At 73.4% G+C, this 23,203-nt stretch carries 21 protein-coding genes and 1 tRNA gene; 7 read left to right on the top strand and 15 right to left on the bottom strand.

The features are described from left to right. Positions 1–322 precede the first annotated feature (322 nt). Entirely contained in the window at positions 323–802 is a 480-nt protein-coding gene (locus B086_RS0112615) for a hypothetical protein (protein WP_018566773.1), read from the top strand. Positions 803–1,053: 251 nt separating this feature from the next. On the opposite strand, the gene B086_RS0112620 is transcribed toward B086_RS0112615, so the two are convergent. Next, positions 1,054–1,127, bottom strand: a tRNA-Pro gene (locus tag B086_RS0112620). A 153-nt stretch (positions 1,128–1,280) separates the two neighbouring features. Between B086_RS0112620 and B086_RS0112625 the strand changes: the two genes are divergently transcribed. Together B086_RS0112625 and B086_RS0112630 are read left to right on the top strand one after the other, a co-directional pair. Beyond that, complete coding sequence (locus tag B086_RS0112625; protein ID WP_018566774.1) at positions 1,281–1,988, top strand: transketolase; 708 nt, start codon at positions 1,281–1,283, stop codon at positions 1,986–1,988. Between the two features lie 80 nt (positions 1,989–2,068). Then, positions 2,069–2,983 (top strand): transketolase family protein, encoded by a 915-nt coding sequence (locus B086_RS0112630; protein WP_018566775.1) that lies wholly within the window; start codon positions 2,069–2,071, stop codon positions 2,981–2,983. A 13-nt stretch (positions 2,984–2,996) separates the two neighbouring features. Here the strand turns inward: B086_RS0112630 and B086_RS0112635 are convergent, their stop codons facing one another. The 11 genes from B086_RS0112635 to B086_RS0112685 form a co-directional block, all read right to left on the bottom strand. Beyond that, positions 2,997–4,352 carry an MFS transporter gene (locus tag B086_RS0112635; protein WP_018566776.1) on the bottom strand — a complete coding sequence of 452 codons (1,356 nt, stop codon included), beginning with the start codon at positions 4,350–4,352 and terminating at the stop codon, positions 2,997–2,999. A 261-nt stretch (positions 4,353–4,613) separates the two neighbouring features. Beyond that, complete coding sequence (locus B086_RS0112640) at positions 4,614–4,973, bottom strand: MmcQ/YjbR family DNA-binding protein (protein ID WP_026252355.1); 360 nt, start codon at positions 4,971–4,973, stop codon at positions 4,614–4,616. A gap of 105 nt (positions 4,974–5,078) precedes the next feature. Continuing rightward, positions 5,079–5,981: a LysR family transcriptional regulator gene (locus B086_RS0112645; RefSeq protein ID WP_018566778.1), complete on the bottom strand. Its 903-nt coding sequence runs from the start codon at positions 5,979–5,981 to the stop codon at positions 5,079–5,081. 45 nt (positions 5,982–6,026) lie between these two features. Beyond that, positions 6,027–7,220, bottom strand: a complete 1,194-nt coding sequence (locus B086_RS0112650) for a glycine C-acetyltransferase (RefSeq protein ID WP_018566779.1) — start codon at positions 7,218–7,220, stop codon at positions 6,027–6,029. Between the two features lie 132 nt (positions 7,221–7,352). Further along, positions 7,353–8,381, bottom strand: a complete 1,029-nt coding sequence (tdh, locus tag B086_RS0112655; RefSeq protein WP_018566780.1) for an L-threonine 3-dehydrogenase — start codon at positions 8,379–8,381, stop codon at positions 7,353–7,355. 209 nt (positions 8,382–8,590) lie between these two features. Then, positions 8,591–9,301 carry a GAF domain-containing protein gene (locus B086_RS0112660; RefSeq protein ID WP_018566781.1) on the bottom strand — a complete coding sequence of 237 codons (711 nt, stop codon included), beginning with the start codon at positions 9,299–9,301 and terminating at the stop codon, positions 8,591–8,593. 128 nt (positions 9,302–9,429) lie between these two features. After that, positions 9,430–10,128 (bottom strand): GTP-binding protein, encoded by a 699-nt coding sequence (locus B086_RS0112665; protein ID WP_018566782.1) that lies wholly within the window; start codon positions 10,126–10,128, stop codon positions 9,430–9,432. Continuing rightward, positions 10,106–10,483: a DUF742 domain-containing protein gene (locus B086_RS0112670; protein WP_026252356.1), complete on the bottom strand. Its 378-nt coding sequence runs from the start codon at positions 10,481–10,483 to the stop codon at positions 10,106–10,108. The genes B086_RS0112665 and B086_RS0112670 overlap by 23 nt, the downstream gene beginning before the upstream one ends. Beyond that, positions 10,480–10,914, bottom strand: a complete 435-nt coding sequence (locus B086_RS0112675; RefSeq protein ID WP_018566784.1) for a roadblock/LC7 domain-containing protein — start codon at positions 10,912–10,914, stop codon at positions 10,480–10,482. Before B086_RS0112675 ends, B086_RS0112670 begins: the two co-directional genes overlap by 4 nt. 119 nt (positions 10,915–11,033) lie before the next feature. Next, the gene (locus B086_RS0112680; RefSeq protein ID WP_026252357.1) at positions 11,034–12,965 is read right to left on the bottom strand and encodes a sensor histidine kinase; all 1,932 of its coding nucleotides are present in this window, start codon (positions 12,963–12,965) and stop codon (positions 11,034–11,036) included. A gap of 261 nt (positions 12,966–13,226) precedes the next feature. Continuing rightward, complete coding sequence (locus B086_RS0112685) at positions 13,227–13,760, bottom strand: MarR family winged helix-turn-helix transcriptional regulator (RefSeq protein ID WP_018566786.1); 534 nt, start codon at positions 13,758–13,760, stop codon at positions 13,227–13,229. Between the two features lie 47 nt (positions 13,761–13,807). Here B086_RS0112685 and B086_RS0112690 point away from each other — a divergent pair, with 47 nt between their 5' ends. From B086_RS0112690 to B086_RS0112705, 4 genes are all read left to right on the top strand, one after another. Beyond that, a complete protein-coding gene (locus B086_RS0112690; RefSeq protein WP_018566787.1) occupies positions 13,808–15,079 on the top strand; it encodes an ABC transporter substrate-binding protein in 1,272 nt (423 codons plus the stop codon). A gap of 119 nt (positions 15,080–15,198) precedes the next feature. Next, on the top strand, positions 15,199–16,626 hold the full coding sequence (locus B086_RS0112695; protein ID WP_018566788.1) for an APC family permease: 1,428 nt from the start codon (positions 15,199–15,201) through the stop codon (positions 16,624–16,626). Positions 16,627–16,725: 99 nt separating this feature from the next. Further along, positions 16,726–17,748: an acetamidase/formamidase family protein gene (locus tag B086_RS0112700; protein WP_018566789.1), complete on the top strand. Its 1,023-nt coding sequence runs from the start codon at positions 16,726–16,728 to the stop codon at positions 17,746–17,748. A gap of 210 nt (positions 17,749–17,958) precedes the next feature. Then, complete coding sequence (locus B086_RS0112705; protein WP_018566790.1) at positions 17,959–19,482, top strand: chitinase; 1,524 nt, start codon at positions 17,959–17,961, stop codon at positions 19,480–19,482. Between the two features lie 84 nt (positions 19,483–19,566). Here B086_RS0112705 and B086_RS0112710 read toward each other — a convergent pair whose 3' ends face one another. The 3 genes from B086_RS0112710 to B086_RS0112720 all read right to left on the bottom strand — a co-directional run bounded on the left by B086_RS0112710 (position 19,567) and on the right by B086_RS0112720 (position 23,184). Continuing rightward, positions 19,567–20,199 (bottom strand): FxLYD domain-containing protein, encoded by a 633-nt coding sequence (locus B086_RS0112710; RefSeq protein WP_018566791.1) that lies wholly within the window; start codon positions 20,197–20,199, stop codon positions 19,567–19,569. 114 nt (positions 20,200–20,313) lie between these two features. Then, positions 20,314–21,360, bottom strand: coding sequence for a TRM11 family SAM-dependent methyltransferase (locus tag B086_RS0112715; RefSeq protein ID WP_018566792.1), 1,047 nt, complete (start codon positions 21,358–21,360; stop codon positions 20,314–20,316). Positions 21,361–21,555: 195 nt separating this feature from the next. Continuing rightward, entirely contained in the window at positions 21,556–23,184 is a 1,629-nt protein-coding gene (locus tag B086_RS0112720; protein ID WP_086024209.1) for an adenosine deaminase, read from the bottom strand. Positions 23,185–23,203: the final 19 nt, after the last annotated feature.

The following is a 23,203-nucleotide window of genomic DNA, read 5'->3' on the forward strand; positions in this document are numbered from 1 at the left end:
AGGTCGCGGTCCGCCGCAGCCATGCCGTCCTCGGGCGGACGGAGTCGCCCTGGCCCTTCCTCGGAAGCCAGCCCGGCCGACCGTTCAGTGCCTGGGCCATGGGCGAACGCCTCCGCAAACTCGGCATCCGGCTCGCGGAAGCCCGCTCGACCGCGCTGTTTCAGCTCGCCACCGAGCTACCCGCCGCGGTCCTCGCCCGCACCCCTCGGCATCGACATCACCGTCGCCGTCAAGTGGCAGCGGGCCGCCGCCGGCGACTGGGCCGCCTACGCAGCAGAGATCAGCCAACGAGCCACCCGCCACCTCCACGGAGAAGACGTACATGCCCCTCGATGACCAGAACACTTGGGCTCTGCTCCGGCAACTTGATGACCCGCAGCACATGGAGTTTCCCCACGGCTACGACCACGACGCCACCCGAGCCCGATTCGAGCAGCTCGCAACCCGCTTGAACGCACGATTCCAGTGCACCTGCACCGTCGACCGCCAGGTTCAGGACGCCAGCCACCACGGGACAATCGTGATCCCGGCAACCGCCACCGACAGCGCCGAACACATCACGGTGACCATCAGCAACTTCGGGAACCTGGCCGTCGTGACCTTGGGCAATCCCGGGAGCTACAACGAGGAAGAAGAGCGTGAACTCTTTCAAGCTACCGACCGGCTCCGCGTCGAGGAAGAACTCGAATCCCTCGGCTACACCGTCATCTCAGAGCACCTGCTCTGGACGGGATACGACGGCGTCAGCGACCTCGTCTCCTACTACCCGACGTGGTGGATCCGCTTCTTCGACTACCTGTGATCCAGCCTGCGCTGTCCTCGGCAGAGGCATTCCGAGAGTTCCCATACCCGAGCCCACCATTACACCCCGACGTACACAAGATCACGGACGCCGGGCCAGCGCGCTCCGCAGACCTCGCTCACTGCCGAGCCCGATCGTCGAGACGTGCTGCCCCGCCGTCAAGGGCGCCGGTCCCCATCTGGTCCCCGAAAATGATCAAGGGCCGGTGTCGGATGTCTCCGATACCGGCCCTGATCTGCGACTCTTTCGAGTCGGGACGACAGGATTTGAACCTGCGACCCCTTGACCCCCAGTCAAGTGCGCTACCAAGCTGCGCCACGTCCCGATGCCCGTCTGACCTGGGGTTTCCCCTGGGGTGACGTGCAGGAAAACCATACCGCACTCGGGTCGGTGGTCGCGCACGCCTTGGCCCGGGGCGGCCGAGTGGCGGGATGCGGTGCTTGACCTCAAGTTTGGTCGAGGTTGCACGATCGTCGGCATGACGACCACCGACGAACTCGGGCGCACCCACGGGTACGCCGACCTGCCCCGGCTGATGGGGCTCATGACGGGCGACGAGAAGCACGGTCCGGCGGCCACGTCGACGCTCGATGTGCTGTGGGTCCTCTACGACCGGGTCCTGCGGGTGGGACCGGAGCGGCGGGACGCTCCGGAGCGCGACCGGTTCCTGCTCTCCAAGGGGCACGGGCCGATGGTGTACTACGCCGTCCTCGCCGCCAAGGGCTTCCTGTCCGTGGACTGGCTGCCGGGCTTCGGCGCCTACGACTCCCCGCTCGGGCACCATCCGGACCGCACGCTGGTGCCGGGCGCGGAGATCGGCAGCGGCTCGCTGGGGCACGGGCTGCCCCTCGCGGTCGGCTCGGCGCTCGGGCTGCGCGCCCAGGGGCTGCGCGAACCCCGGGTGTGGGTGCTGATCGGGGACGCCGAGCTGGACGAGGGGAGCAACCACGAGGCGATCGCCTTCGCCGGTCCCGCGGGGCTGGACCGGCTGCACACCGTCGTCGTCGACAACTCCTCCGCCAGCCACGCCCGCCCCGGCGGGATCGCGGCCCGCTTCGAGGCGGCCGGCTGGTCGGCGGCGACCGTCGACGGCCGCGACCACGAGGCGCTGTACGACGCGTTCACCGCGCCGCACCCGGGCCGCCCGCACGTGGTGGTGGCGCGGGTGGAGCCGAAGGACTCCTGATGGGGCGGCCGGTCCCCGGCGCCCGGACCCGCGCACCCCGAACGCCCCGTACATCCCGAACGCAGAAGGGCTCGACCCCCATGGACACCATGCGTGACCGTTTCGCTCCCGTTGTCACACGCCTCCTCGACGAGGACCCGCGGGTCGCGGTCGTCCTCGCCGAGATCGGCAAGGACGGCTTCGCCGAGGCGCTGCGGCGGCATCCCGACCGGGTGATCAACGTGGGCATCCGCGAGCAGTTGCTCGTCGGCGCCGGTGCGGGCCTCGCGCTGACCGGCATGCGGCCGGTGGTGCACACCTTCGCCAGCTTTCTCGTGGAGCGGCCCTTCGAACAGGTGAAACTGGACCTGGGCCACCAGGGCGTGGGCGCGGTGCTGGTGAGCGCGGCGGCCTCGTTCGACTGGCCGGCCGGCGGGTTCACCCATATGGCGCCCGGTGATGTCGCCCTGCTGGACACCCTCGACGGCTGGACCGTCCAGGTGCCCGGCCATCCGGACGAGGCCGAGACGCTGCTGCGGCACGCGGTCGCGGCCGGGGACGACAGGGTCTATGTGCGGCTGTCCGTGCAGTCGAACGCCCGCGGTCGCACGGTCGACGGCGAGCACTTCCTGACGGTGCGCGAGGGCCGTCGCGGGGTCGTGGTCGCGGTCGGGCCGCTGCTGGACGCGGTGCTCGACGCGACGGAGGGCCTGGACGTCACCGTGCTGTACGCGACGACCGTACGGCCGTTCGACGCGGGCGCCCTGCGCCGTGCCGTCCGGGGTGCCGGTCCCGACGTGGTGCTCGTCGAGCCGTATCTGGCGGGCACGTCGACCGCGGCGGCGAACGACGCGCTCTCCGCCGTCCCGCACCGGATCCTGGGCCTCGGGATGGGCCGGGCCGAACTGCGGCGTTACGGCACGCTTGAGGAGCACACCGCCGCGCACGGCCTCGACGCGGCGTCCCTGCGGGCGCGGATCTCCGCGTTCCTCGGGGCGGGCGCGCCGAGTCGGTGACCGGGGCGGGCGGTCAGTGCTTCGCCGGTCGCGCCCGGCGTATGTGAGGGCCGGGCGGGTCGGCGCGTACCAGGCCGCTGATCGCGGGGACGGCGAGCAGCACGACCGGTACGACGACGCTCGTCGCCGCGGACACCAGCAGCACATGGCCCGCGCCGAGGGCGGAGGCGGCCGGTCCGGCGAGCGCCTGGCCCACGGGCATCATGGCGAGGGAGCCCGCCACGTCGTAGGCGTGGATGCGGTTGAGGACGTCCGAGGGGACCTGGGTCTGGACGCTGGTCGCCCACATCACGCCCCAGAACGCCTGTCCCGCACCGGCGACCGCGGCTCCCGCGGCCATGGCCTCCACGCCGAGGCCCGCACCGACCGCCGCCGGGAAGCAGCAGAAGGCGAAGAGCGCGACCGCCCCGGCGCGCAGCATCCGGCGCGGGCGCAGCCGCAGCGCGAGGAAGCCGCCGACGACGGTGCCCGCGCCGAGGGCGGAGTTGATCAGACCGTAGGCACGCGGGCCGTGCTGCTGGACCACCTCGGTGGCCACCAGCGGCACGGTCGGGCCCCACACGGCGATCATGTAGAGGCACCAGACGGCGATGACTCCCCACAGCCAGGCGCGCGAGCGGAACTCCCGCCAGCCCTCGACCAGGTCGGCCCGGAAGGTGCCCCAGCCGGATCCGTGCGCGGCCGCCGCCGGGCGGCTGCCGGGCGGGAGCGGAGGCAGCCTGAGCAGGAGCAGGCACAGCGCGCTGACCGCGTAGGTGGCAGCGTGGGCGGCGAAGACCCCGCCGGGCGAGGCGAAGCCCACGAGGACACCGGCGACGGCCGGGCCCGCGAGCTGGGCGGCGGACTCGGCGATCCGTATCGCGCCGTTGGCGCCCTGGATGTCGGCGGCGAGCCGGGGCACCGTGCTGGCGACGCCCGGCTGGAAGACGGCTCCCGCCACGCCGTTGGCGAGCCCGATGACGCAGATCTCCCAGAGCACCACGTGCCCCGAGTAGAAGAGGACCGCGGCCAGGGACTGGGTGCCGAGCCGCACCAGGTCCGCGCCGATCATCAGCTTGCGTGTGCTGAAGCGGTCGGCGATGACGCCGCCGAAGACCACGAGCCCGGCGAAGGCGGCGGCCGTCGAGGCCATGGCGAGTCCCACCGCGCCCGCGCCGTACCCGTGTTGCAGCAGTCCGGCGGCGAGCGCCACGGGCAGCATGGTGTCGCCCAGCCGGGCGACGGCCCGCGCGACGAAGAACAGCGCGAAGTCCCGTGACCAGACCGGCCTCGCCCCGGGGCTCGGTCCGACCCCGGGTCCGGCTCCGGCCTCGCTCCCGGCACCGACGACGCTGTCCTGCGGTGACGGCTGTGATGACATCTCGGTCATCCGTTCGACGCTCCCCTCCCTGGCATGTCCCGTCCCCGTGCCCCCGTGCCCCCGAATCCCCCGCGCCGTCAGGCCCGTACGGACAGCCCGCCGTTCCGGTCCCCCGTCCCGGCCCCCGGCCGAAACCCGTTCGCGCCCCGCACCTCCGGATCATGCCATGGCCCACCGACAACGCCCGCGGGATTTTCAGGGAGGGAATCTTCGAAGGCCGGTTCTTCGAAGGCCGGTTCTTCCGAGGCCGGTTCTTCGGAGGCGGGTTCTTCAGGGGGCGGCGGGCAGCCCCAGCTCCGGATGGGCCTCCAGGAGCCGGCCCGGGGCGGCCTGGCGCCAGGAGTCCGCGAGGATGTCACGCAGCTCGGCCTCGTCCTCCAGCGCGGCCAGCCGCACCCTCACCCAGGCGAACTGCGCCTCGTGACCGGCGATCCAGAACTTCCCCGGCTCGGCCAGGACCAGTTCGGCGCGCTCCTCCTTGGGGCAGCGCACGGCGACGGAGGTCTCCTCCTCCGGCAGCGTGGCGAACATCTTGGCCGCGACCCGGAACGTGGGCATGCTCCAGGCCGTCTTCTCCGTCGTGTCCGGCAGGGACAGGGCGATACGGCGTACGTCTTCTGCATCCGGCATGCCCCGCACGCTAGCGGCACCCACTGACAGCCGCCCGCCCCGGACGCGCTCGGCCCGCTCAGCACCCGTCCCGTCCGGTGCCGCCCTGTCCCCCCTGTGCCGCCCTCAGGAACGCGCCGCCGCATGCAGCGCGTCCAGCACCGGCCGGATCAGCGGGTGCTCCTCCGCGCCCCGGCGCACCGCGGCGAAGACGCGCCGGGTGGGCGCGACCCCGTCGACCGGGCGCACGACCACGCCCGTGAGGTCCATGCCGCGCAGCGCGGAGCGCGGGACGAGGGCCACGCCCGCGTCGGCGGCGGCGAGGGCCACGACCGCACGGAAGTCATCGGACGAGTGTTCGATACGCGGCGGGAATCCCGCGTTCTCGCAGGCCAGCACCGACACGTCATGGCAGGGGTTGCCCGGGTACGGGCTGATCCACGCGTCCTTGGCCAGCTCGGCGAGCGGGACCTCGGGGGCGTCCGCCACCCGGTGGGCGACCGGGACCACCACGTCGAAGGGCTCGGCGTACAGCGGGACGTGGGTCAGGCGCGGGTCGTCGGCGGACGGCGCGCCCCGGTACTCGACGGCGACGGCGACGTCCACCTGCCGGTCCAGCACCATCGGCAGGCTGGCGTCGCCCTCGGCGTCGTGGACGCGGATGCGGATGCCGGGCGCCGAGGCGGCCAGCCGGGCGAGTGCCGGGGCGACCACCTCGGCGATGCCGGTGGCGAAGGCGGCCACGGTGACCGTGCCGGCCTCCCCCGAGCCGTAGGCCGCCAGCTCCGCCTCCGCGCGCTCCAGCTGGGCGAGGACCGCGTTGGTGTGGCTGAGCAGGATCTCACCGGCCGGGGTCAGCCGTACGCCCTTGGCGCCGCGTTCCACGAGCCGGTGGCCCGTCTCCTGCTCCAGCGCGGTGAGCTGCTGAGAGACCGCCGAGGGGGTGAGGTAGAGCGCGGCGGCCGCGGCCGTCACCGTACGGTGGTCGGCCACTGCCCGGAGGATGTGCAGCCGCCGCGCTTCGATCATGGAACCGATTATCTCAGGAGTGCGGGACAGGTGTGTCCCCGCAGGTCAGCCGCCCAGCTCGGTACGGGCGGCGACGAAGGCGTCGACCGCGCGGTTGACGTCGGCGGTCGAGTGCGCGGCGGACAGCTGCACGCGGATGCGGGCCTGGCCCTGCGGCACCACCGGGTAGGAGAAACCGATCACGTACACCCCGCGCTCCAGCAGCAGTTCCGCCATCCGGGCCGCCTCGGCGGCGTCGCCGATCATCACCGGGGCGATGGCGTGGTCGCCGGGCAGCACGTCGAAGCCCGCCTCGGTCATCCGGGAGCGGAACAGCTTGGTGTTCTCGGCCAGCCGGACGCGCAGGTCGTCGGCCGACTCCAGCAGGTCGAGGACCTTCAGGGAGGCCGCCGCGATCACCGGGGCGAGGGTGTTGGAGAACAGGTACGGCCGGGAGCGCTGGCGCAGCAGGGCGACGATCTCGGCGCGGGCGGCGACGTAGCCGCCGGAGGCGCCGCCGAGCGCCTTGCCGAGGGTGCCGGTGATGATGTCGACGCGGTCCATGACGCCGTGCAGCTCAGGGGTGCCGCGCCCGCCGGGGCCGACGAAGCCGACGGCGTGCGAGTCGTCCACCATGACCATGGCGTCGTAGCGGTCGGCGAGGTCGCAGATCTCCGCCAGGGGTGCCACATAGCCGTCCATGGAGAAGACGCCGTCGGTGACGATCAGCCTGCGGCGGGCGTCGCCGGCGGCCTTGAGCTGCGCCTCCAGGTCGGCCATGTCGCGGTTGGCGTAGCGCAGGCGGCGGGCCTTGGACAGGCGGATGCCGTCGATGATGGAGGCGTGGTTGAGGGCGTCGGAGATCACCGCGTCCTCGGCCCCGAGCAGGGTCTCGAAGACACCGCCGTTGGCGTCGAAGCAGGAGGAGTAGAGGATCGTGTCCTCCTGGCCGAGGAAGGCCGACAGCCGGGCCTCCAGCTCCTTGTGCACCTCCTGGGTGCCGCAGATGAAGCGCACGGACGCCATGCCGTAGCCCCAGCGGTCCAGGGCCTGGTGGGCGGCGGCCACGACCTCGGGGTGGTCGGCGAGGCCCAGGTAGTTGTTGGCGCAGAAGTTGAGCACCTCGCCGGGCCGGCCGCCCGCGGTGACCTCGACGGTCGCGGACTGCGGGGTGCCGATGACCCGCTCGGGCTTGTGCAGACCGGCGGCGCGGATCTCGTCGAGGGTGGCGCGCAGATCGTCACGCACGGAGTCGAACATGGAAAAGCTCCTCGGATGCTTGCCTGAAGGCGAAGGACTGCCTGCTCTGGGAGTGAAGGACCGCCCGCTGCGAAGGCGCGGGACCGGCAGGACGGCCCACGCCGACGCGAAGGGCGCGGTGGCGGGTGCGGGTTACGCGGTCCAGTCCAGGATGACCTTGCCGCCCCGGCCGCCGGCCGCCTCGTCGAAGGCGGCCTCGAAGTCGGCGTAGCCGTACCGGCCGGTGATCACCGGGGCGAGGTCGAGGCCGCCCTCCAGCAGCACCGACATGGCGTACCAGGTCTCGAACATCTCGCGGCCGTAGATGCCCTTGACGGTGATCATCGAGGTGACGATCCGGGCCCAGTCGACCGGGAACTCCTGGGCGGGCAGGCCGAGCATGGCGATCCGGCCGCCGTGCGTCATGTTGGCGATCATGTCGCGCATCGCCTCGGGCCGCCCGGACATCTCCAGGCCGATGTCGAAGCCCTCGCGCAGACCGAGCACGCGCTGCCCGTCGGCGATGGTGGCGCCGCCGACGTCGAGGGCGAGGCTGACCCCTATCTTGCGGGCGAGTTCGAGGCGCTCCTCGCTGACGTCGGTGATGACGACGTTGCGCGCGCCGGCGTGCTTGGCGACGGCCGCCGCCATCAGGCCGATCGGCCCGGCGCCGGTGATCAGCACGTCCTCGCCGACCAGCGGGAAGGACAGCGCGGTGTGCACGGCGTTGCCGAACGGGTCGAAGATCGCGGCGATGTCGAGGTCGACGGGGACGCGGTGCACCCACACGTTCCCGGCGGGCAGGGCGACGTACTCGGCGAACGCGCCGTCGCGGCCCACGCCCAGGCCGACCGTGGCGCGGCACAGGTGGCGGCGCCCGGCCAGGCAGTTGCGGCACTTGCCGCACACGAGGTGGCCCTCGCCGCTGACCCGGTCGCCGGTCTTGATCTCGGTGACGTCGCGGCCGGTGGCGACGACCTCGCCGACGAACTCGTGGCCGACCGTGAGCGGGGTGCGGATCGCCTGCTGCGCCCAGCCGTCCCACGCCCGGATGTGCAGGTCGGTCCCGCAGATGCCGGTACGCAGGACCTTGATCAGTACGTCACCGGGTCCGACGGCGGGCTCGGGCACGTCCGTGAGCCAGAGTCCCGGCTCCGCCTTCTCCTTGACCAGCGCCTTCACGCTACGGCTCCTGTGGGTCGAGCCCGGTCCGGGTCCGGCGCACGCCGGAGGGACCCGCATCCGGGACGAGGGGGTGGAATCACCTGGCAATCTGCCGTACGCGGGGTGCGCCGGTCCATCGAGGATTTCTTAACCACGGCCACAGCTTTCCTTCACGCCGTCCGGAAGACGGCCCGCGACACGGCCGTGCCCCCGGGTCCCGGGCCGGTTCAGCCCGGCGGCGCACCGTCCGGGCCACCCAGCCCCTCTGGACCGTTCGGACCCTCTGGACCGTTCGGACTCTCTGAGCCGTTCGGGCCGTCCGGGCCGCGCTCGGCCTCGCGGCGCCGCAGCCGTCGGCTCAGTTCGGCCGCCGCGGCCTTGATGGTGTCCAGCCCCTCCCGGCCCCACGGCCGCGGCTCGACGTCGACGACGCACACCGTGCCCAGCACCATGCCCGCGCTGTCCACCAGCGGCGCGCCGAGGTAGGAGCGGATGCCGAATTCGTCGACCACCGCGTTGCCCGCGAACCGCGGGTAGTCGCGGACGTCCTCCAGCACCAGCGCCTTGCCGCGCACCAGCACGTGCGGGCAGAAGCCCTGGTCGCGCGTCAGACGGCGGCCCAGTTCCCGGTGCGCTCCCGCACCGGCCGCCGGGGCGCCGGGGCGCGGCGGGCCGTGCGGTGCCGGGGCATCCACGTCCAGCACGTCCCGGGACGGCCGGTGCAGTCCGGCGAAGAACTGCCCGTGCTCGCCGGGGAAGTTGACCATGGCGTACGGCGCCCGGGTGCGTCCGGCGAGCCGGTCGGCGAAGGCGTCGAGGGCCGGTTCGGCGCGCTCGCCCAGGCCCAGCCGGCGCAGCCGCCGGGCACGGGCCGGTGCCTCCCTGTCCTCCGGGGTGAGCAGCAGCCGACCGGCCGGGCGCGGCGGGTCGTAGGTCATCGCCGGGCTCCGGCGTCGTGGGCGTGTGTCATGGACGGGCTCCGTGGCGGGTTCGGGGCAGGGCTCCGTGGCGGTTCGGGACAGCGGCGGGGCCGGGCCCGGGACGTGGTCGCGGCCGGGCGGGGCGGTCACAGGTGGGCGCCGTGGCTGGCCTCCGGTGCGGACGCGTGGGCGATGAGGTGCCGTACGAGGGTCAGCAGGGTCTGGACGCCGGAGCTGGAGATACGGGCGTCGCAGCGCACCACGGGGATCTCCTCGGCGAGGTCGAGCGCGGAGCGGATGTCGTCCAGGCGGTAGCGGTGGGCGCCGTCGAAGTCGTTGACGGCGACGATGAAGGCGAGGCCGCGCTGCTCGAAGAAGTCGACGGCGGCGAAGCACTCCCCCAGGCGGCGGGTGTCGGCGAGGATGACCGCGCCGAGGGCGCCCTCCGACAGCTCGTCCCACATGAACCAGAACCGCTCCTGCCCGGGGGTGCCGAACAGGTACAGGACGTGTTCCGCGTCCAGGGTGATCCGGCCGAAGTCCATCGCGACGGTCGTCTCGACCTTGTTCTCGATGCCGTCGAGGCTGTCGGTGTCGGCGCCGGCCGTGGTGAGCAGTTCCTCCGTGCTGAGCGGCGCGATCTCGCTCACCGCGCCGACGAAGGTCGTCTTGCCCACGCCGAACCCGCCCGCCACCAGGATCTTCAGCGCGGTGGGGAAGGGGTCGGCGGGGCCGTCGTCGCAGGCGGAAGGCGGCGGGGCTCCCGTGTACGGGTGGTGCGTCGCCGTGCCGCCGTCGTGGCCCGCGGGGCCGTCGCCGTGGTCAGAGCTGTCGTCGTAGTCCATCGAGCACTGCCTCCAGTAGGGCCCGGTCGGTGGGAAGGTGGGGGGTGACGGGCGGTTTGGTGGTCAGGGCGCCGCAGTCGACGAGGTCGGACAGCAGCACCTTGGCCACCGCCGCGGGCAGCTTCAGGTGGGCGGCCACCTCGGCCACCGAGACCGGGGCCAGGCACAGGTCGAGTGCCTCGCCGTGCTCGGGTCCGAGGTACCCCAGCGGCGTCACCCCGGTCACCATCACCTGGGACATCAGGTCGAAGGCGATGGTGGGCCGGGTGCGGCCGTTGCTGACCGTGAAAGGGCGCACCAGCCGCCCGGCCGCGTCGTCGAGCCAGGGCCCGTCGCCGGTCACCGCCGCGCTCAAGGCCGCAGCGCCGGGGGTTCGGCGGTGTGCTGGCGGGGCGCGGTCACGAGGTACGGGCGGACGCTCTTGACCAGCATCGCCATCTCGTAGCCGAGCACCGCCGCGTCGGCCTCGCGGCCCGCGAGCACGGCGAGACAGGTGCCGGAACCGGCGGTGCTGACGAACAGCAGGGTCGAGTCGAGTTCGACGACGACCTGCCGCACGTCGCCGCCGTCGCCGAAGCGGATACCGGCGCTGCGGCCGAGGGAGTACAGGCCGGAGGCCAGCGCGGCCATGTGGTCGGCGCTGTCGGGGTCGAGGCCGTGCACGGACTTCACCAGTCCGTCGCAGGACAGCAGGACCGCGCTGGTGGTGTGCGGTACGCGCTGCACGAGGCCGCTCATCAGCCAGTCGAGGTCGGAAACATGGCCGGTCGGCGCATCGCTCGCCATGGTGGATCGACTCCTTGGGGTACGAAGGTCCGGGGGCGCGCCGAAGGTGGGGGCGCAGGCGGGGGGACGAGTGGGGGGCGGGACGGAGGTGTGCGGGCGGGTGGGGGCGGTCGTGCGGGTCATCCGGCGGGCGTGCTCCCGTCGTGGTGTGCGGCCTCGGCCGGCTCCGGGGACGCGTCCTGGCGCTGGCGGGCCTCGGCGAGCCCGATCCCGCGCTGGAAGGCGGCCATCAGACCGGGATCGTGGCCCACGGTGTCGTCGCTGTCCTGGCGGGGCGCGGGGCCGCCGCGCAGCTGGGGCGCGATGTGCTGCTGGGCGCGGCGCCGGGGCAGGCTGGGCGGTTCCATGACGCCGCGCACCACGTCGACGCGCGGCACGGGCAGGACACCGGCGTTCGCCGCCACGGCGGCCCGGTCGTGCGGCCGGATGCCGGGGGCGGCCTCCGCCGGGTTCGCCCGTCCGTCCCGGTCACCGCGTCGCGGCAGGGGCGCGGGCTCCTGGTGGTGGGAGGGCACGGCCGGTTCGGCGTACGGCCCGGCGGCCGCGTGGGTGCCGTCCCCGGCCGGTCCGGGATCCCCGCCCGCGGCGGACGGGGCGGGCACGGCGGGCAGGGCCGGTACGCCGCCGTCGCGCGCCGGGGCCTGCGGGTGGACGCCGGGGGTGTCGGGGGCGCCGGGGGTTCCGAAGCCGGCAGAGGGGGCGGGGGCGGCGGGGACGCCGTCCCTCGCCGAGTCCTGGGTACCGGCGTAGGGGGCGGCACCGGCCGCACCGGCTCCCCCAGCCCGCGCTCCCGTTCCCGCTCCCGCTCCGGACCTTGCCCCGGCTCCGGCACCGGTGCCGGGCTCCGCTCCGAGCAGCGCCTGCGGCACCACGAGCACCGCCTGCACACCGCCGTAGATGTTGGTCTGCAACCGGACGTCGATGCCGTGCCGCTTGGCCAGTTGGGAGACGACGAACAGCCCGATGCGGCCGTCCGCGAGCAGCCCGGCCACGTCGGCCTGGTCCGGGTCGGCGAGCAGGGTGTTCATCCGGACCTGTTCGCCGACCGGCATGCCGAGGCCCCGGTCCTCCACCTCCACGGCCAGTCCCGAGGTCACCAGGCCCGCGCGCAGCAGCACTTGGGTGTTCGGGGCGGAGAACACCGTGGCGTTCTCGACGAGTTCGGCCAGCAGATGGATGACGTCGGCGACGGCGTGGCCGCGCAGCCGGCCATCGACGGGCGGGACGAGCTTCACCCGCGAGTACTGCTCGACCTCCGCGATGGCCGAGCGCAGCACCTCGGTCATGGAGACGGGGTGGCTCCACTGACGCCGGGAGACGGCGCCGCCGAGGACGGCGAGGTTCTCGGCGTGGCGGCGGATGCGGGTGGCGAGGTGGTCGACGTGGAAGAGGCCCTTGAGCAGGTCGGGGTCCTCGATCTCGTTCTCCAGCTCGTCGAGGATGGAGATCTCGCGGTGCACCAGGGACTGGAGGCGCCGGGCGAGGTTGAGGAAGACCTCCAGCTTCTGCTCGCTGCCGTCGCGGCCGGAGAGCCGGGCGGCCTGCACGACGGCGTCGACCGCCCCCTCGTGGGCGCGGGCCAGGTCGGCGGCGAGCAGCTCGAACCCGTCGGCGTCACCGGGCGCGCCGCCGGGCGGGGTGCGCGGGGGCAGGGTCTCGCCGTGCCGCAACGCCTCGACGAGCGCGGTCAGTTCGGCCTCGCGGTGCGCGGTGCCGCGGCGCAGCGCGTCGAGCCGCTCGTGCACGGAGGCGGCCGCGCGCCCGGCGGCGACGGCGGCGGTCACGATGCCCGCGACCGTGACCGACAGCGCGCCCGCGAGCACCGCGCACAGGGCGAGGCCGGGCCGGGCGCCGGTGGAGCGCACAGCGAAGAGCACGGCCGCGCCCGCGCCGAGCGCCACCGCCAGCGGCGGCAGCACGGCCAGCCGCAGCAGTTGGGGCCGTATGCGGGGCTCGGGCAGCGAGGGGACGGTGCGGGCCACCGGCCGCCCGTGCCGTCCGCCGCCCTCGCGGCGATCTGCGCGGGCGGCCGGTGCACGGAGGTGAGACATCTGTTCCTCGTACTGGATTCCGTCGGGCCTGTGCGCTCGCGCCGGAGACGCGAGCGGGCGTACGCCATCGCTGTGCCGGACGGCCAGGCCCTGGAGAGCGCCTCTACGTCGTCCGGTGGACACTCACAGTAGTCACCGAGGCATCATGTGCGATGAGCAGTCGCCAAAATCCCCCGCCGAGCGTCCCGCTCTGGTATGAGGCGTCGTACGGCCGACCGAAAAAACGTGCGCGTCCGGGACCGGTGGCGCGGGCGGCCGGGGTCAGGCGCAGGCGCCGGGGTCCGCCGCGAGATGGGCCACCAGGGCGCCGAGGCCGCCCGCGCCGTCGCCACCGGCCGCGGCGCGCAGCGCCGACTCATGGGCGGCGGCGAGCGCGTCGAGGCGGGTCAGCCGGTCCCGGCCGCGCCGGGAGAGGTGGACGCGGATGCTGCGCCGGTCGGTGTCGGACTGCCGGCGGTAGACCCAGCCGTCGTCGGCGAGCGCGTCCACCAGGCGGGTCAGGGAGGCGTGCGGGATGAGCAGCCCTTGCGACAGCTCGCCCATGGGGCTGCCCGCGTCGTCGGCGAGGGCGCGCAGGACGCGCCACTGGTCGACGGTGCAGCGCTCCTCGCCGAGCACGGCGGCCAGCCCCTGGACGAGCCGCCGCTGGGCGAGGGTGAGGATCTCGACGAGCGGGGGCCCGCCGGTGCGGGCGGCCACGGAGCCGGGCGGCGCCGGGCGGCCCGGCGCGGACGCCGCCGCGGGGGCCGGGGGCGGTGCGGTGTCTGCGACGGGATCCGGCCGTACGCTCCCCACGCGCACTCACCTCCTCCGTCCGCCGCTTCCTGGAGCATACTCGCGGCGTGGACTACGGCGTGAACCTCCAGGCGCGGCTGATCGAGCCGCTCGACGCGCTGTACGCGCCGGGTGACGCGGCGGCGTTCCGGCTCTGCCTGGTGGTGCCGCAGTCCGGGGCGCTGGGGCTGATCGGACCGTCCGCGCTGGACGCGGCCGCGCTGGCGGCGCACGAGATCAACGCGGCGGGCGGGATCGCGGCCGGGCCCGGGGGCCGTGGGACGGCGGCGCGGGCGCGGCGGGCCGAGGGGCCGGCGGATGCCCGGCCCGCCGGGTCAGGACGGGGCGTCCGCCGGGTGCGGGACCGTGCCGTTCCGCGTGCCGAACACCGGATGGACCTGGTGCTGGTGGACGGCGGCCGGGCCCCGGCGGCGGTCGCCGGGCAGGTCGCGGAACTGGTCGGCGCGGGGGCGGTGGACGCGGTGGCCGGTTTCCACTCCAGCGATGTCCACCGGGCCGTCGAGGCGGTGGTGAGCGGCCGGGTGCCGTACGTCTTCACCCCGCCGCACGAGGGAGGTGCCCGGCTGGCGGGGGTGGCCTGCACCGGCGTCGGGCCCGGGGAGCAACTGACCGCCGCCGTCGCCTATTTGACAGCGCGTCATCAGGTGCGCCGCTGGGCGCTGGTGGGCAACGACTACATCTGGCCGCGGGCCGTGCACCGGGCCGCCCGCGACGCCGCGGCCGGGTGCCACGCGCAGGTGGTGCTGGAGCACCGGGTGCCGCTGGGGCAGGTGGACCGGGCGCTGGGGCGGCTGGTGGAGGAGCTGCGCGCGCACCGGGTCCAGGCGGTCCTGGTGAGCCTGATCGGGCGGGATCTGGTGACGTTCAACCGGGGGCTGCGGCACAGCGGTCTCGACCGCCGGCTGGTGCGGCTGTCCGGGGCGCTGGAGGAGAACGGCCTGCTGGCCTGCGGCGGCGACGACACCGGCGCCCTGTACTCCTGCATGGACTCCTTCGCCTCGCTGGCCGACGACCGCGCGCTCGCCCTGACCGAGCGGCACCGCGCCCTGCTCGGCCCGGCCGCCCCGGTGCTGGACTCCTACGCGCGCGGCCTCTACGACGGCGTGCACCTGGTCGCGGCGCTGGCCGCGCGCCGAGCGCTGCGGGCGGACGCCGCTCTGCCCGCGGCCGTACGGCGCCTGCTGGCCGCGCGGGGGCCGGGCCCGCGCGAGGCGTGGCGCGCGGCACCGCAGGGACCGCCACGGCCCGCCCTGCACCTGGCCCGCGCGGACGGCCCCGACCTGCGGGTGGTGGCCTCGTTCCGCGCCCGGGGCCACTGACCCGCCGCCCTCGGTGCCGGGGTTCAGCGACCCTCCCCCGTCGAGATACTTCCATCTGGAAATAAGTGGCCGTACGCTCTCCCCGCAACGCGCGGGCACCCCGCAGTGAGGAGAACGCCATGTCCGAACCACCGGCTTCCGGCACGCTGGAGAGCTACGGCTACCGGCAGGAACTGCACCGCTCGCTGAGCTTCCGGGACCTGCTCGTCTACGGCCTGGTCTTCATGGTGCCCATCGCACCCTTCGGGATCTTCGGCAGCGTCTTCCAGAGCTCCGGCGGCATGGTCGCCCTGACCTACGCGGTCGGCATGGTGGCGATGATGTTCACGGCCCTGTCGTACGCGCAGATGGCGAAGGCGTTCCCGATGTCCGGCTCGGTCTACGCCTACGCGGGCCGCGGGATCGCCGCCCCGGTCGGCTTCCTCTCCGGCTGGATGATCCTCCTCGACTACGTCCTGGTGCCCGGCCTGCTGTACCTGATCGCCGGGATCGCCATGAACTCGCTGGTCCCGGCCGTCCCCGTGTGGCTGTGGCTGGTGGGCTTCGTGCTGCTCAACACCGCGGTCAACTACACCGGCATCCGGATGACCGCGCGGGTCAACAAGCTGATGCTGCTCGCCGAACTCGTGGTGCTGGCCGTCTTCCTGGTGATCGGCGTGATCGCCCTGGCGCAGGGCAAGGGCCGGGGCTTCGACTTCACGGCGGTCTACAACGGGCACACCTTCTCCTGGTCGCTGGTGTTCGGGGCCGTCTCCGTGGCCGTGCTGAGCTTCCTCGGCTTCGACGGCATCTCGACGCTCGCCGAGGAGAACAAGGACTCGGCCCGCGCCATCGGCCGTTCGATGGTGGCGGCGCTGGTGCTGGCGGGCGCCCTGTTCATCGTCCAGACCTGGCTGGCGTCGCTGCTGGTGCCCGCACCGGACCGGCTGCTCACCGAAGGCGATCCCGGCGGCACCGCCTTCTACGACGCGGCCCGGGTCGCCTCCGGCGAGTGGCTGGCCACCCTGACCGCCGCCGCCACCGCGGTGGCCTGGGGCTTCGCCAACTCGCTGGTGGCGCAGGCCGCGACCTCGCGCCTGCTGTACGCGATGGCCCGGGACCGCCAACTGCCCGCGTTCCTGGCCAAGGTGCACCCGCGCCACCGGGTGCCGGTGAACGCGACCCTGCTCACGGCCGCCGTCTCGCTGGCGCTGGGCCTGTACATGAACTCCCGCGACGACGGGGTGACCCTGCTGAGCAGCCTGGTCAACTTCGGCGCCCTGACGACGTTCCTGGTGCTGCACGTGTCCGTGGTCGTGCACTATCTGGTCCGGCGGCGCAGCCGCGACTTCTGGCGGCATCTGATCGCACCCGCGATCGGCTTCGCGATCCTGGCGTACGTGGTGGTGAACGCCGACATCGCGGCGCAGCGGCTGGGGTTCGTGTGGCTCGGCATCGGCGTCGTGGTCCTGGCCGGGCTGCTGCTGACCGGCCGACGGCCCGACCTGGCGGCCGTGGAACACGCGGAGAGCACGGACGATCCGGTGGCCCCGCCGCCCGCCGGGTAGTCCTCCCCCGGGTGCCGCCGCACGCGGCGCCCTGTCCCTGGCCCGCCCGCCCCGCCCGCGTTCGCATCCGCGATCCGGCACTCAGGAGGAACCCCCCGTATGAACACTTCCGCCCCGGTGATCAACGTCCCCTCGGATCCCGCCCGTTACGCCTACGCCTTCGGCGGCGGGTCGCCCGTGGTGACGGTGGAGCCCGGCAGCATCGTGGAGCTGACCACCGAGGACTGCTTCGGCGGCCGGGTGCGCGGACCGGCCGATCTGCCCAGCAGGGTCTGCTCGTTCCCGTACCTGAACCCGGTCACCGGTCCGATCGCAGTGGCCGGCGCCGAGCCCGGCGACACGCTCGCGGTGCACTTCGTGGACATCGCACCGGCCCGCGACTGGGGCGTGTCCAGTACGTTCCCGCACTTCGGGGCGCTGACCGCGACGCACACCACGGCCATGCTGCACCCCGCGCTGGAGGAGCGGGTGTGGGTCTACGCCATCGACACGAAGGCCGGCACCTGCCGGTTCGAGGCGACCCGCGGCGACTTCGCGGTGGAGCTGCCGCTGGACCCGATGCACGGCACGGTGGGGGTGGCCCCGGCGGCGGGCGAGCGGCTGATGTCGATCTCCCCGGGGGTGCACGGCGGCAACATGGACACGCCCGAGCTGCGGGCCGGGACCACCGTCTACTTCGGCGTCAATGTCGAGGGCGCGATGCTGGCCGTCGGCGACGGCCATGCCCGGCAGGGCGAGGGCGAGGTGTGCGGTACGGCGGTGGAGACGGCGATGAACACGGTGGTGGCCGTGGATCTCGTCAAGGGCGGCGGGCCCGCCGTGCCGCGGCTGGAGAACGACGGGTTCCTGCTGAGCACCGGGCACGCCCGGCCGCTGGAGGACGCCTTCCGCATCAGCCAGCACGACCTGGTGCAGTGGACGTCCGAGCTGCTCGGGCTCGATCAGCTCGACGCGTACCAGCTGGTGAGCCAGGCGGGTCTGGCGCCCGCGGCGAACGTCTGCGACACCCTCTACACGATGGTCGCCAAGCTGCCCAAGCGGGTGCTGGGCGCGGCCCGCGCCTACGAAGGCGTCCACGACCGGCTGCGGGATCTCGGCGCGGCCTACCTGAGCGGCCGCTGAGCCCAGAGGGGCGAAAGAGGCCCGCGGGTGGTCCAGTCGGCCGCCGCGGGCCCTGTGCAGGCGAATGAGTTTCCGGACCGGCGAATTGGTCTAGTCCCTTTTTGGTCCAGACCATTGACCCACCTGGTCGGCGGGCGCTATCCCATACGCATCAACTTCTCTACCCCGTACGGGATCCGGCGAACTCCCCCTCCACACACCGGGACTGACATGAGACTCAGGCGTTCCTTCCGCGCGGTCCTCACCGCGGCCGTCACCACGGCGGCCTCGGTGGGCCTCGCCCTGGCGGGCACCGGCACGGCGCAGGCGGCGACACCGCTGCCCGCGCACGTCTTCGCGCCCTACTTCGAGGCCTGGACCGGCGAGAGCCCCGCCGCACTGGCCGCCCAGTCGGGCGCCAAGCACCTGACGATGGCGTTCCTCCAGACCGCGTCCAAGGGCTCGTGCACGCCGTACTGGAACGGCGACACCGGCATGCCGATCTCCCAGTCGACCTTCGGCAGCGACATCAAGACCATCCAGAACAACGGCGGGGACGTCATCCCCTCGTTCGGCGGCTACACGGCCGACACCACGGGCACCGAGATCGCCGACAGCTGCACCGACGTCCAGCAGATCGCCGCCGCGTACGAGAAGGTCATCACGACCTACGACATCTCGCGGCTCGACATGGACATCGAGGCCGACTCGATCGACAACTCGGCCGGCATCGACCGCCGCAACAAGGCGATCAAGCTGGTCCAGGACTGGGCGGCGGCCAACGGCCGCACGGTGGAGTTCTCCTACACCCTGCCGACCACCACGCACGGCCTCGCCGACAACGGCGTCCAGCTGCTGAAGAACGCGGTCAGCAACGGCACCCGGATCGACGTCGTCAACCTGATGACGTTCGACTACTACGACAACCAGTCCCACGACATGGCGAAGGACACCCAGACCGCCGCCCAGGGCCTGGTCACCACGCTCGGCCAGCTCTACCCGAGCAAGACCTCCGCACAGCTGTGGGGCATGGTCGGCGTCACCGAGATGCCCGGCGTCGACGACTTCGGACCGGCCGAGACCTTCACCCTGGCCAACGCCACCTCGGTCTACAACTGGGCCGTCTCCAAGGGCATCAACACCCTGTCCTTCTGGGCCCTCCAGCGTGACAACGGCAGTTGTGCGGGCGGCGCCGCCGCCGACAACTGCTCCGGGATCCAGCAGAACACCTGGGACTTCTCCCATATCTTCGAGCCGTTCACCAGCGGCAGCACCGCCCCGTCCAACGACTTCTCGGTGGCGCTCGGCGCGGCCTCCGGCAGCGTGACGGCGGGCCAGTCCGCCACCACCACGGTGAAGACGGCCGTGACCAAGGGCGACGCGCAGACGGTGAACCTCAGCGTCAGCGGTGCCCCGGCGGGCGTCACCGCCTCGGTCAGCCCCACCTCGGTCACCGCGGGCGGCTCCGCGACGCTCTCCCTCGCCACCACCTCGGCGGCGGTCTCGGGCACCTACAACATCACCGTGACCGGTTCGAGCGCCTCCGGCAGCCACTCGGCGACGTACGCCCTGACCATCACCGGCGGCAACGGCAACCAGTGCACCGCCGCCCCGTGGGCCAAGGGCACCGTCTACACCGGCGGCCAGCAGGTCTCCTACAAGGGCCACAACTGGAAGGCCAAGTGGTGGACGACGGGCGAGGAGCCCGGCACCACCGGTGAGTGGGGCGTCTGGCAGGACCTCGGCGCCTGCTGATCCGCTCCCGTACGGCTGAACGGCCCGGAGTCCGCCCCCCGTGGGCACGGACTCCGGGCCGCTCGTCCCTGTCCGGCGGCCGGCTCAGTACCGCTGCGCCTTCGCCAGCCGGGCCGTCAGCTTCTTGTCGGCCGACTGGCGGCTGAACGCGATCGGCTGCGCCTTCTTCCCCGGTTCGAGGTCCTGCGCCCCGACGTACCGGGTCTCGGCCACCTTGCCGTCGGCGTCGACGAAGTCGACCTGGACGGCGTACGACGCCTTGCGGTCGGTCTTGTTGGTGATGGTCACCAGCACGGCGAGCACCCCGCCGGTCCGGTCCCGGGGCACCCCGGTCATCCCGACCTCGCCCACGGCGTTGCCCCTGCCCGGCACGCCCTTCAGCGCCTTCTCGGCCGTCGCGGCGGAGCGGGCGGTGTCCGCCGACACCGACGCCTCGAACTCGGAGGCACGTGCCTCCAGGGAGGAGGCCGCCGCCGAGACCGAGGCCCGCGCGGAGGACACAGCCGCCGAGGCGGAGGAGGCCAGCGCGGACGGCAGGGTCCCGGCGGAGAAGGAGCCCGTCTCGGGTGCGCTCGGCGTCCGAGTGGCGGATCCGCCCTGGTCGTTGCCGCCGCCGCATCCGGTCAGCGTGCCGGCCGCCAGGGCGCAGAGGAGTGCGGCCGCCGTGAGGGCGGTGGGGCGCGGCCCGGAAGGGCCCGCGCGACGCGGGAGAGGCATCGGCCCGTCCTTAGGGGTGGGGAACCTTGACCTCATCGTCGGCGCGGTCCGCGCGGCGCGCGACCCGGCCGCCGCCGCCCCGGTGACGCGGCCCCTCCCCCGGCCCGGAAGGTGCTAGTCCTTGCGGGCCACGATGATGTCCCGGTTGATCGCCTGGTCCACGCGGTGCTCGAAGCCCCGGTACGCCGCGGAGTCGCGGACGGTGAAGCCGTGGGCCTCCAGGATCTCGGCCAGCTGCTCCCGGCCCGCCACGTGGGTGTTCCAGGAGATGCCGAGGGCGCCGCCGGGCCGCAGCAGCGGCTGCCAGACCGGGACGGCGGCGGCCAGCAGGTCCACCGGGCTGCGGGAGAGCCGTCCGGCGTTCCCGCCGCCGTGCGGGCGGCTGCCGTGCTGCACGCCGTACGGCGCGTCGGTGACGATCAGGTCGAACTCGCCGCGCCGGAAGAAGTCGCCGCCGCGGAGGGTGTCCGCGTTGACGACGGTCACGTCGATGGTGCTGCCCTCGCGGTACAGCTCCTTGGAGGCGCCGAGGGCGACCTGGAGCCGGCGCCCCAGAGTCGCCTTCTGCCGCCGTACGGTGCCCGTCTCGGCGCGGTGCTTGAGGCGGCTGTTCTTCAGCCAGGTGCGGAAGAACGCGGAGTAGGCGTCGAAGTCCTTGGGGTCGATCTCGATCCCCGAGGCGTCCATGCCGTACATGACGGCCTGGTTGAGCGTGGTGCCCCGGCCGCACATCGGGTCGAGCAGGCGCAGGTCGCCGGTGAGCAGCCGGGCGGGCTCGTCCGAGGCCAGCGCGGTCACGTTCAGCAGGAGCCGGGTGAAGTCCTCGTTGGTCTTGCCCGCGTACTTCTGGATGGTGAGCAGGTCGCTCTCGAACAGGTCGAGGGGCTGCCTGGCGACCGGCCGCAGCAGATCGCCCTCGACGGCGAAGAGGGCGTACAGCGACGACAGGTTCGACAGCAGCCGGATGTCGGTGCCGGACAGCTCCGCGGCGCTGAACGTGACGTAGGGCACGCCGCCGATCTCGGTGACGCCGGTGTCCTGGACACCGCCGTCGATCACGGTCTCGCCGAACGCCTCCAGCTCCGCCAGGGCCAGCGCGGGCGCCGACCGGGCGTACACGCGGTTGTGCGAGGGCGAGACGAGAAACCCGTACCTGCTCATGTGTTGCGGATCCTGCTTTCCAGGGGCTTCCGGCGGCGGCCGCGGTGGTGCTGGTGCCCGGGGCGCGGCCCTGCTCGGGGCCGGTTGAATGACACACCGACCTTACCCGAGCCGCCCGCCGCGCCCGGCCCGGTGCGGGGCACCGGACCGGGCGCGCACGGTCAGCGGGCGCGCACGGTCAGCGGGCGCGCACGGTCAGCGGGTCCGGCCCGCCGACGCCTCGAAGCGGTGGAAGGCGATCTCCTGGCGCCACTCCAGCCGCGCCTTGAGGCTGGCGTCCAGCAGCCGGGCGCACGCGCCGCCCGGCCGGTCGACGCCGGGGCGCACCCCGCGGCAGGCGGCCACGGACGTGTAGCCGGAGCGGGTGGGGTTGCCCTGCCAGAGGCTGGCACCGGGCGCGAACGCGTACTCCAGGGAGGCCCGCGCCAGGTCCTTCAGCTCGGGGTAGGCCAGCGCGTACGTCAGGGAGGCGTACTGGTACTCGTGGGTGATGTCGATCCGGCTCACCCCGGGGTCGTCGGTGGCGAGCACGACCGGTACGCCGTAGCGGCGGTAGGTCTCGAAGGGGTGCTCGGCGCCCTTGACGCCGAGGATCTGCGCGTTGCTGGTGAACGGCACCTCGACGGCCGTCTCCCGGGCGGCCATCGTGCGGGCGGTGCGCTGCCAGTCGTCCTCGTGGACGAGGTCGACGCCGTGGCCGATGCGCTCGGCACCGGCGACGTCCACCGCCTCCTCGATGTGGAACTTCAGGTCGGCGGGCTTGACCAGGCCCGGCCACAACTCCCCGGCGTGCAGGGTGAGATGGGCGTGCGGGTAGACGGTGCGCAGGTACTTGAGCATGCGCATCTGGAGGCTGTAGTCGCGCAGGGCGGTCTCACCGTCCTCCGGCTGGACCAGGTTGACCGCGACGAAGCGGTGGTCGCGCTCGGACAGGCGCATGCCGAGGGCCATCTGCGTGAAGACGCGCTGCGGCGAACTGCCGCGCGAGACCTGGGAGATCCAGCGCACGGTGACGGTGCAGCCGGGCCGGGCGGTCCTGGTCCCGCAGTGCTCGGCGGTGCGGAACTCGGCGTCACCGTCGTCGGCTTCCGTACGGGCCTGGGCGACCACCTGGTCGAGTCCGCCGCCGGCCGTCAACTTGCGGTGCAGGGCGGCCAGGTCGGGGTCCCAGCCGACCTGGTCGGCGAGCTTCTTCGCGCCGTCGGAGGCGGGCGTGACCAGCGTCTCCAGATAGGACTGGTTCTGGACGGCGAGGTGGTCGGCGACGTCGGCGAGCAGCTTGCCCCGGTGGCGCCAGGTCACCTCGCCGAACTTGCCGAAGGTGTCGAAGAAGTGGTCGTGGCCGTTGCCGCCGGGCGGGAAGTCCTGCATGGACCAGGCGCGCACGATCGCGTCGCGGAACGCCTTGTCGGTGCGGGCGTCGGCGGCGGGCCGGGTACCGGCGCCGCAGGGCGGGGGCACGGCCGTCATCGTCGCGGTCTGGATGCACAGGCCGTCCTCGGCGGCCAGTTCGACGAGGTACTCGGTGGTGACCGCGCCGGAGAGGTGGTTGTGCAGGTCGCCGCCCTTGGGCATGCGCTGGAAGAAGCGGCGCAGGGCCGCGGGGTCGCGCCGGATCGAGCGCAGGTAGGCGTCGGTCGCGGCTTCCGCCCGGGTGGCGGGCGGCCGTGCGGCGGCGGGGCGGCTGGCGGGCCGGGCGGCCGTGGCGGAGGCGGCGGCCGGCGCGGCCGGTACGGCGGCCAGCGTCGAGAGCGCGGTGAACAGGACGACACCTGAGGTGGTCAGAGCCCTGCGTCGGGGCCCGGACCGCGTGGATTCGGTAATCACGCCTGCATCATCACGA

Origin of the sequence: Streptomyces sp. PsTaAH-124 (assembly GCF_000373685.1) — a bacterium.
Lineage (GTDB): Bacteria > Actinomycetota > Actinomycetes > Streptomycetales > Streptomycetaceae > Streptomyces > Streptomyces andamanensis.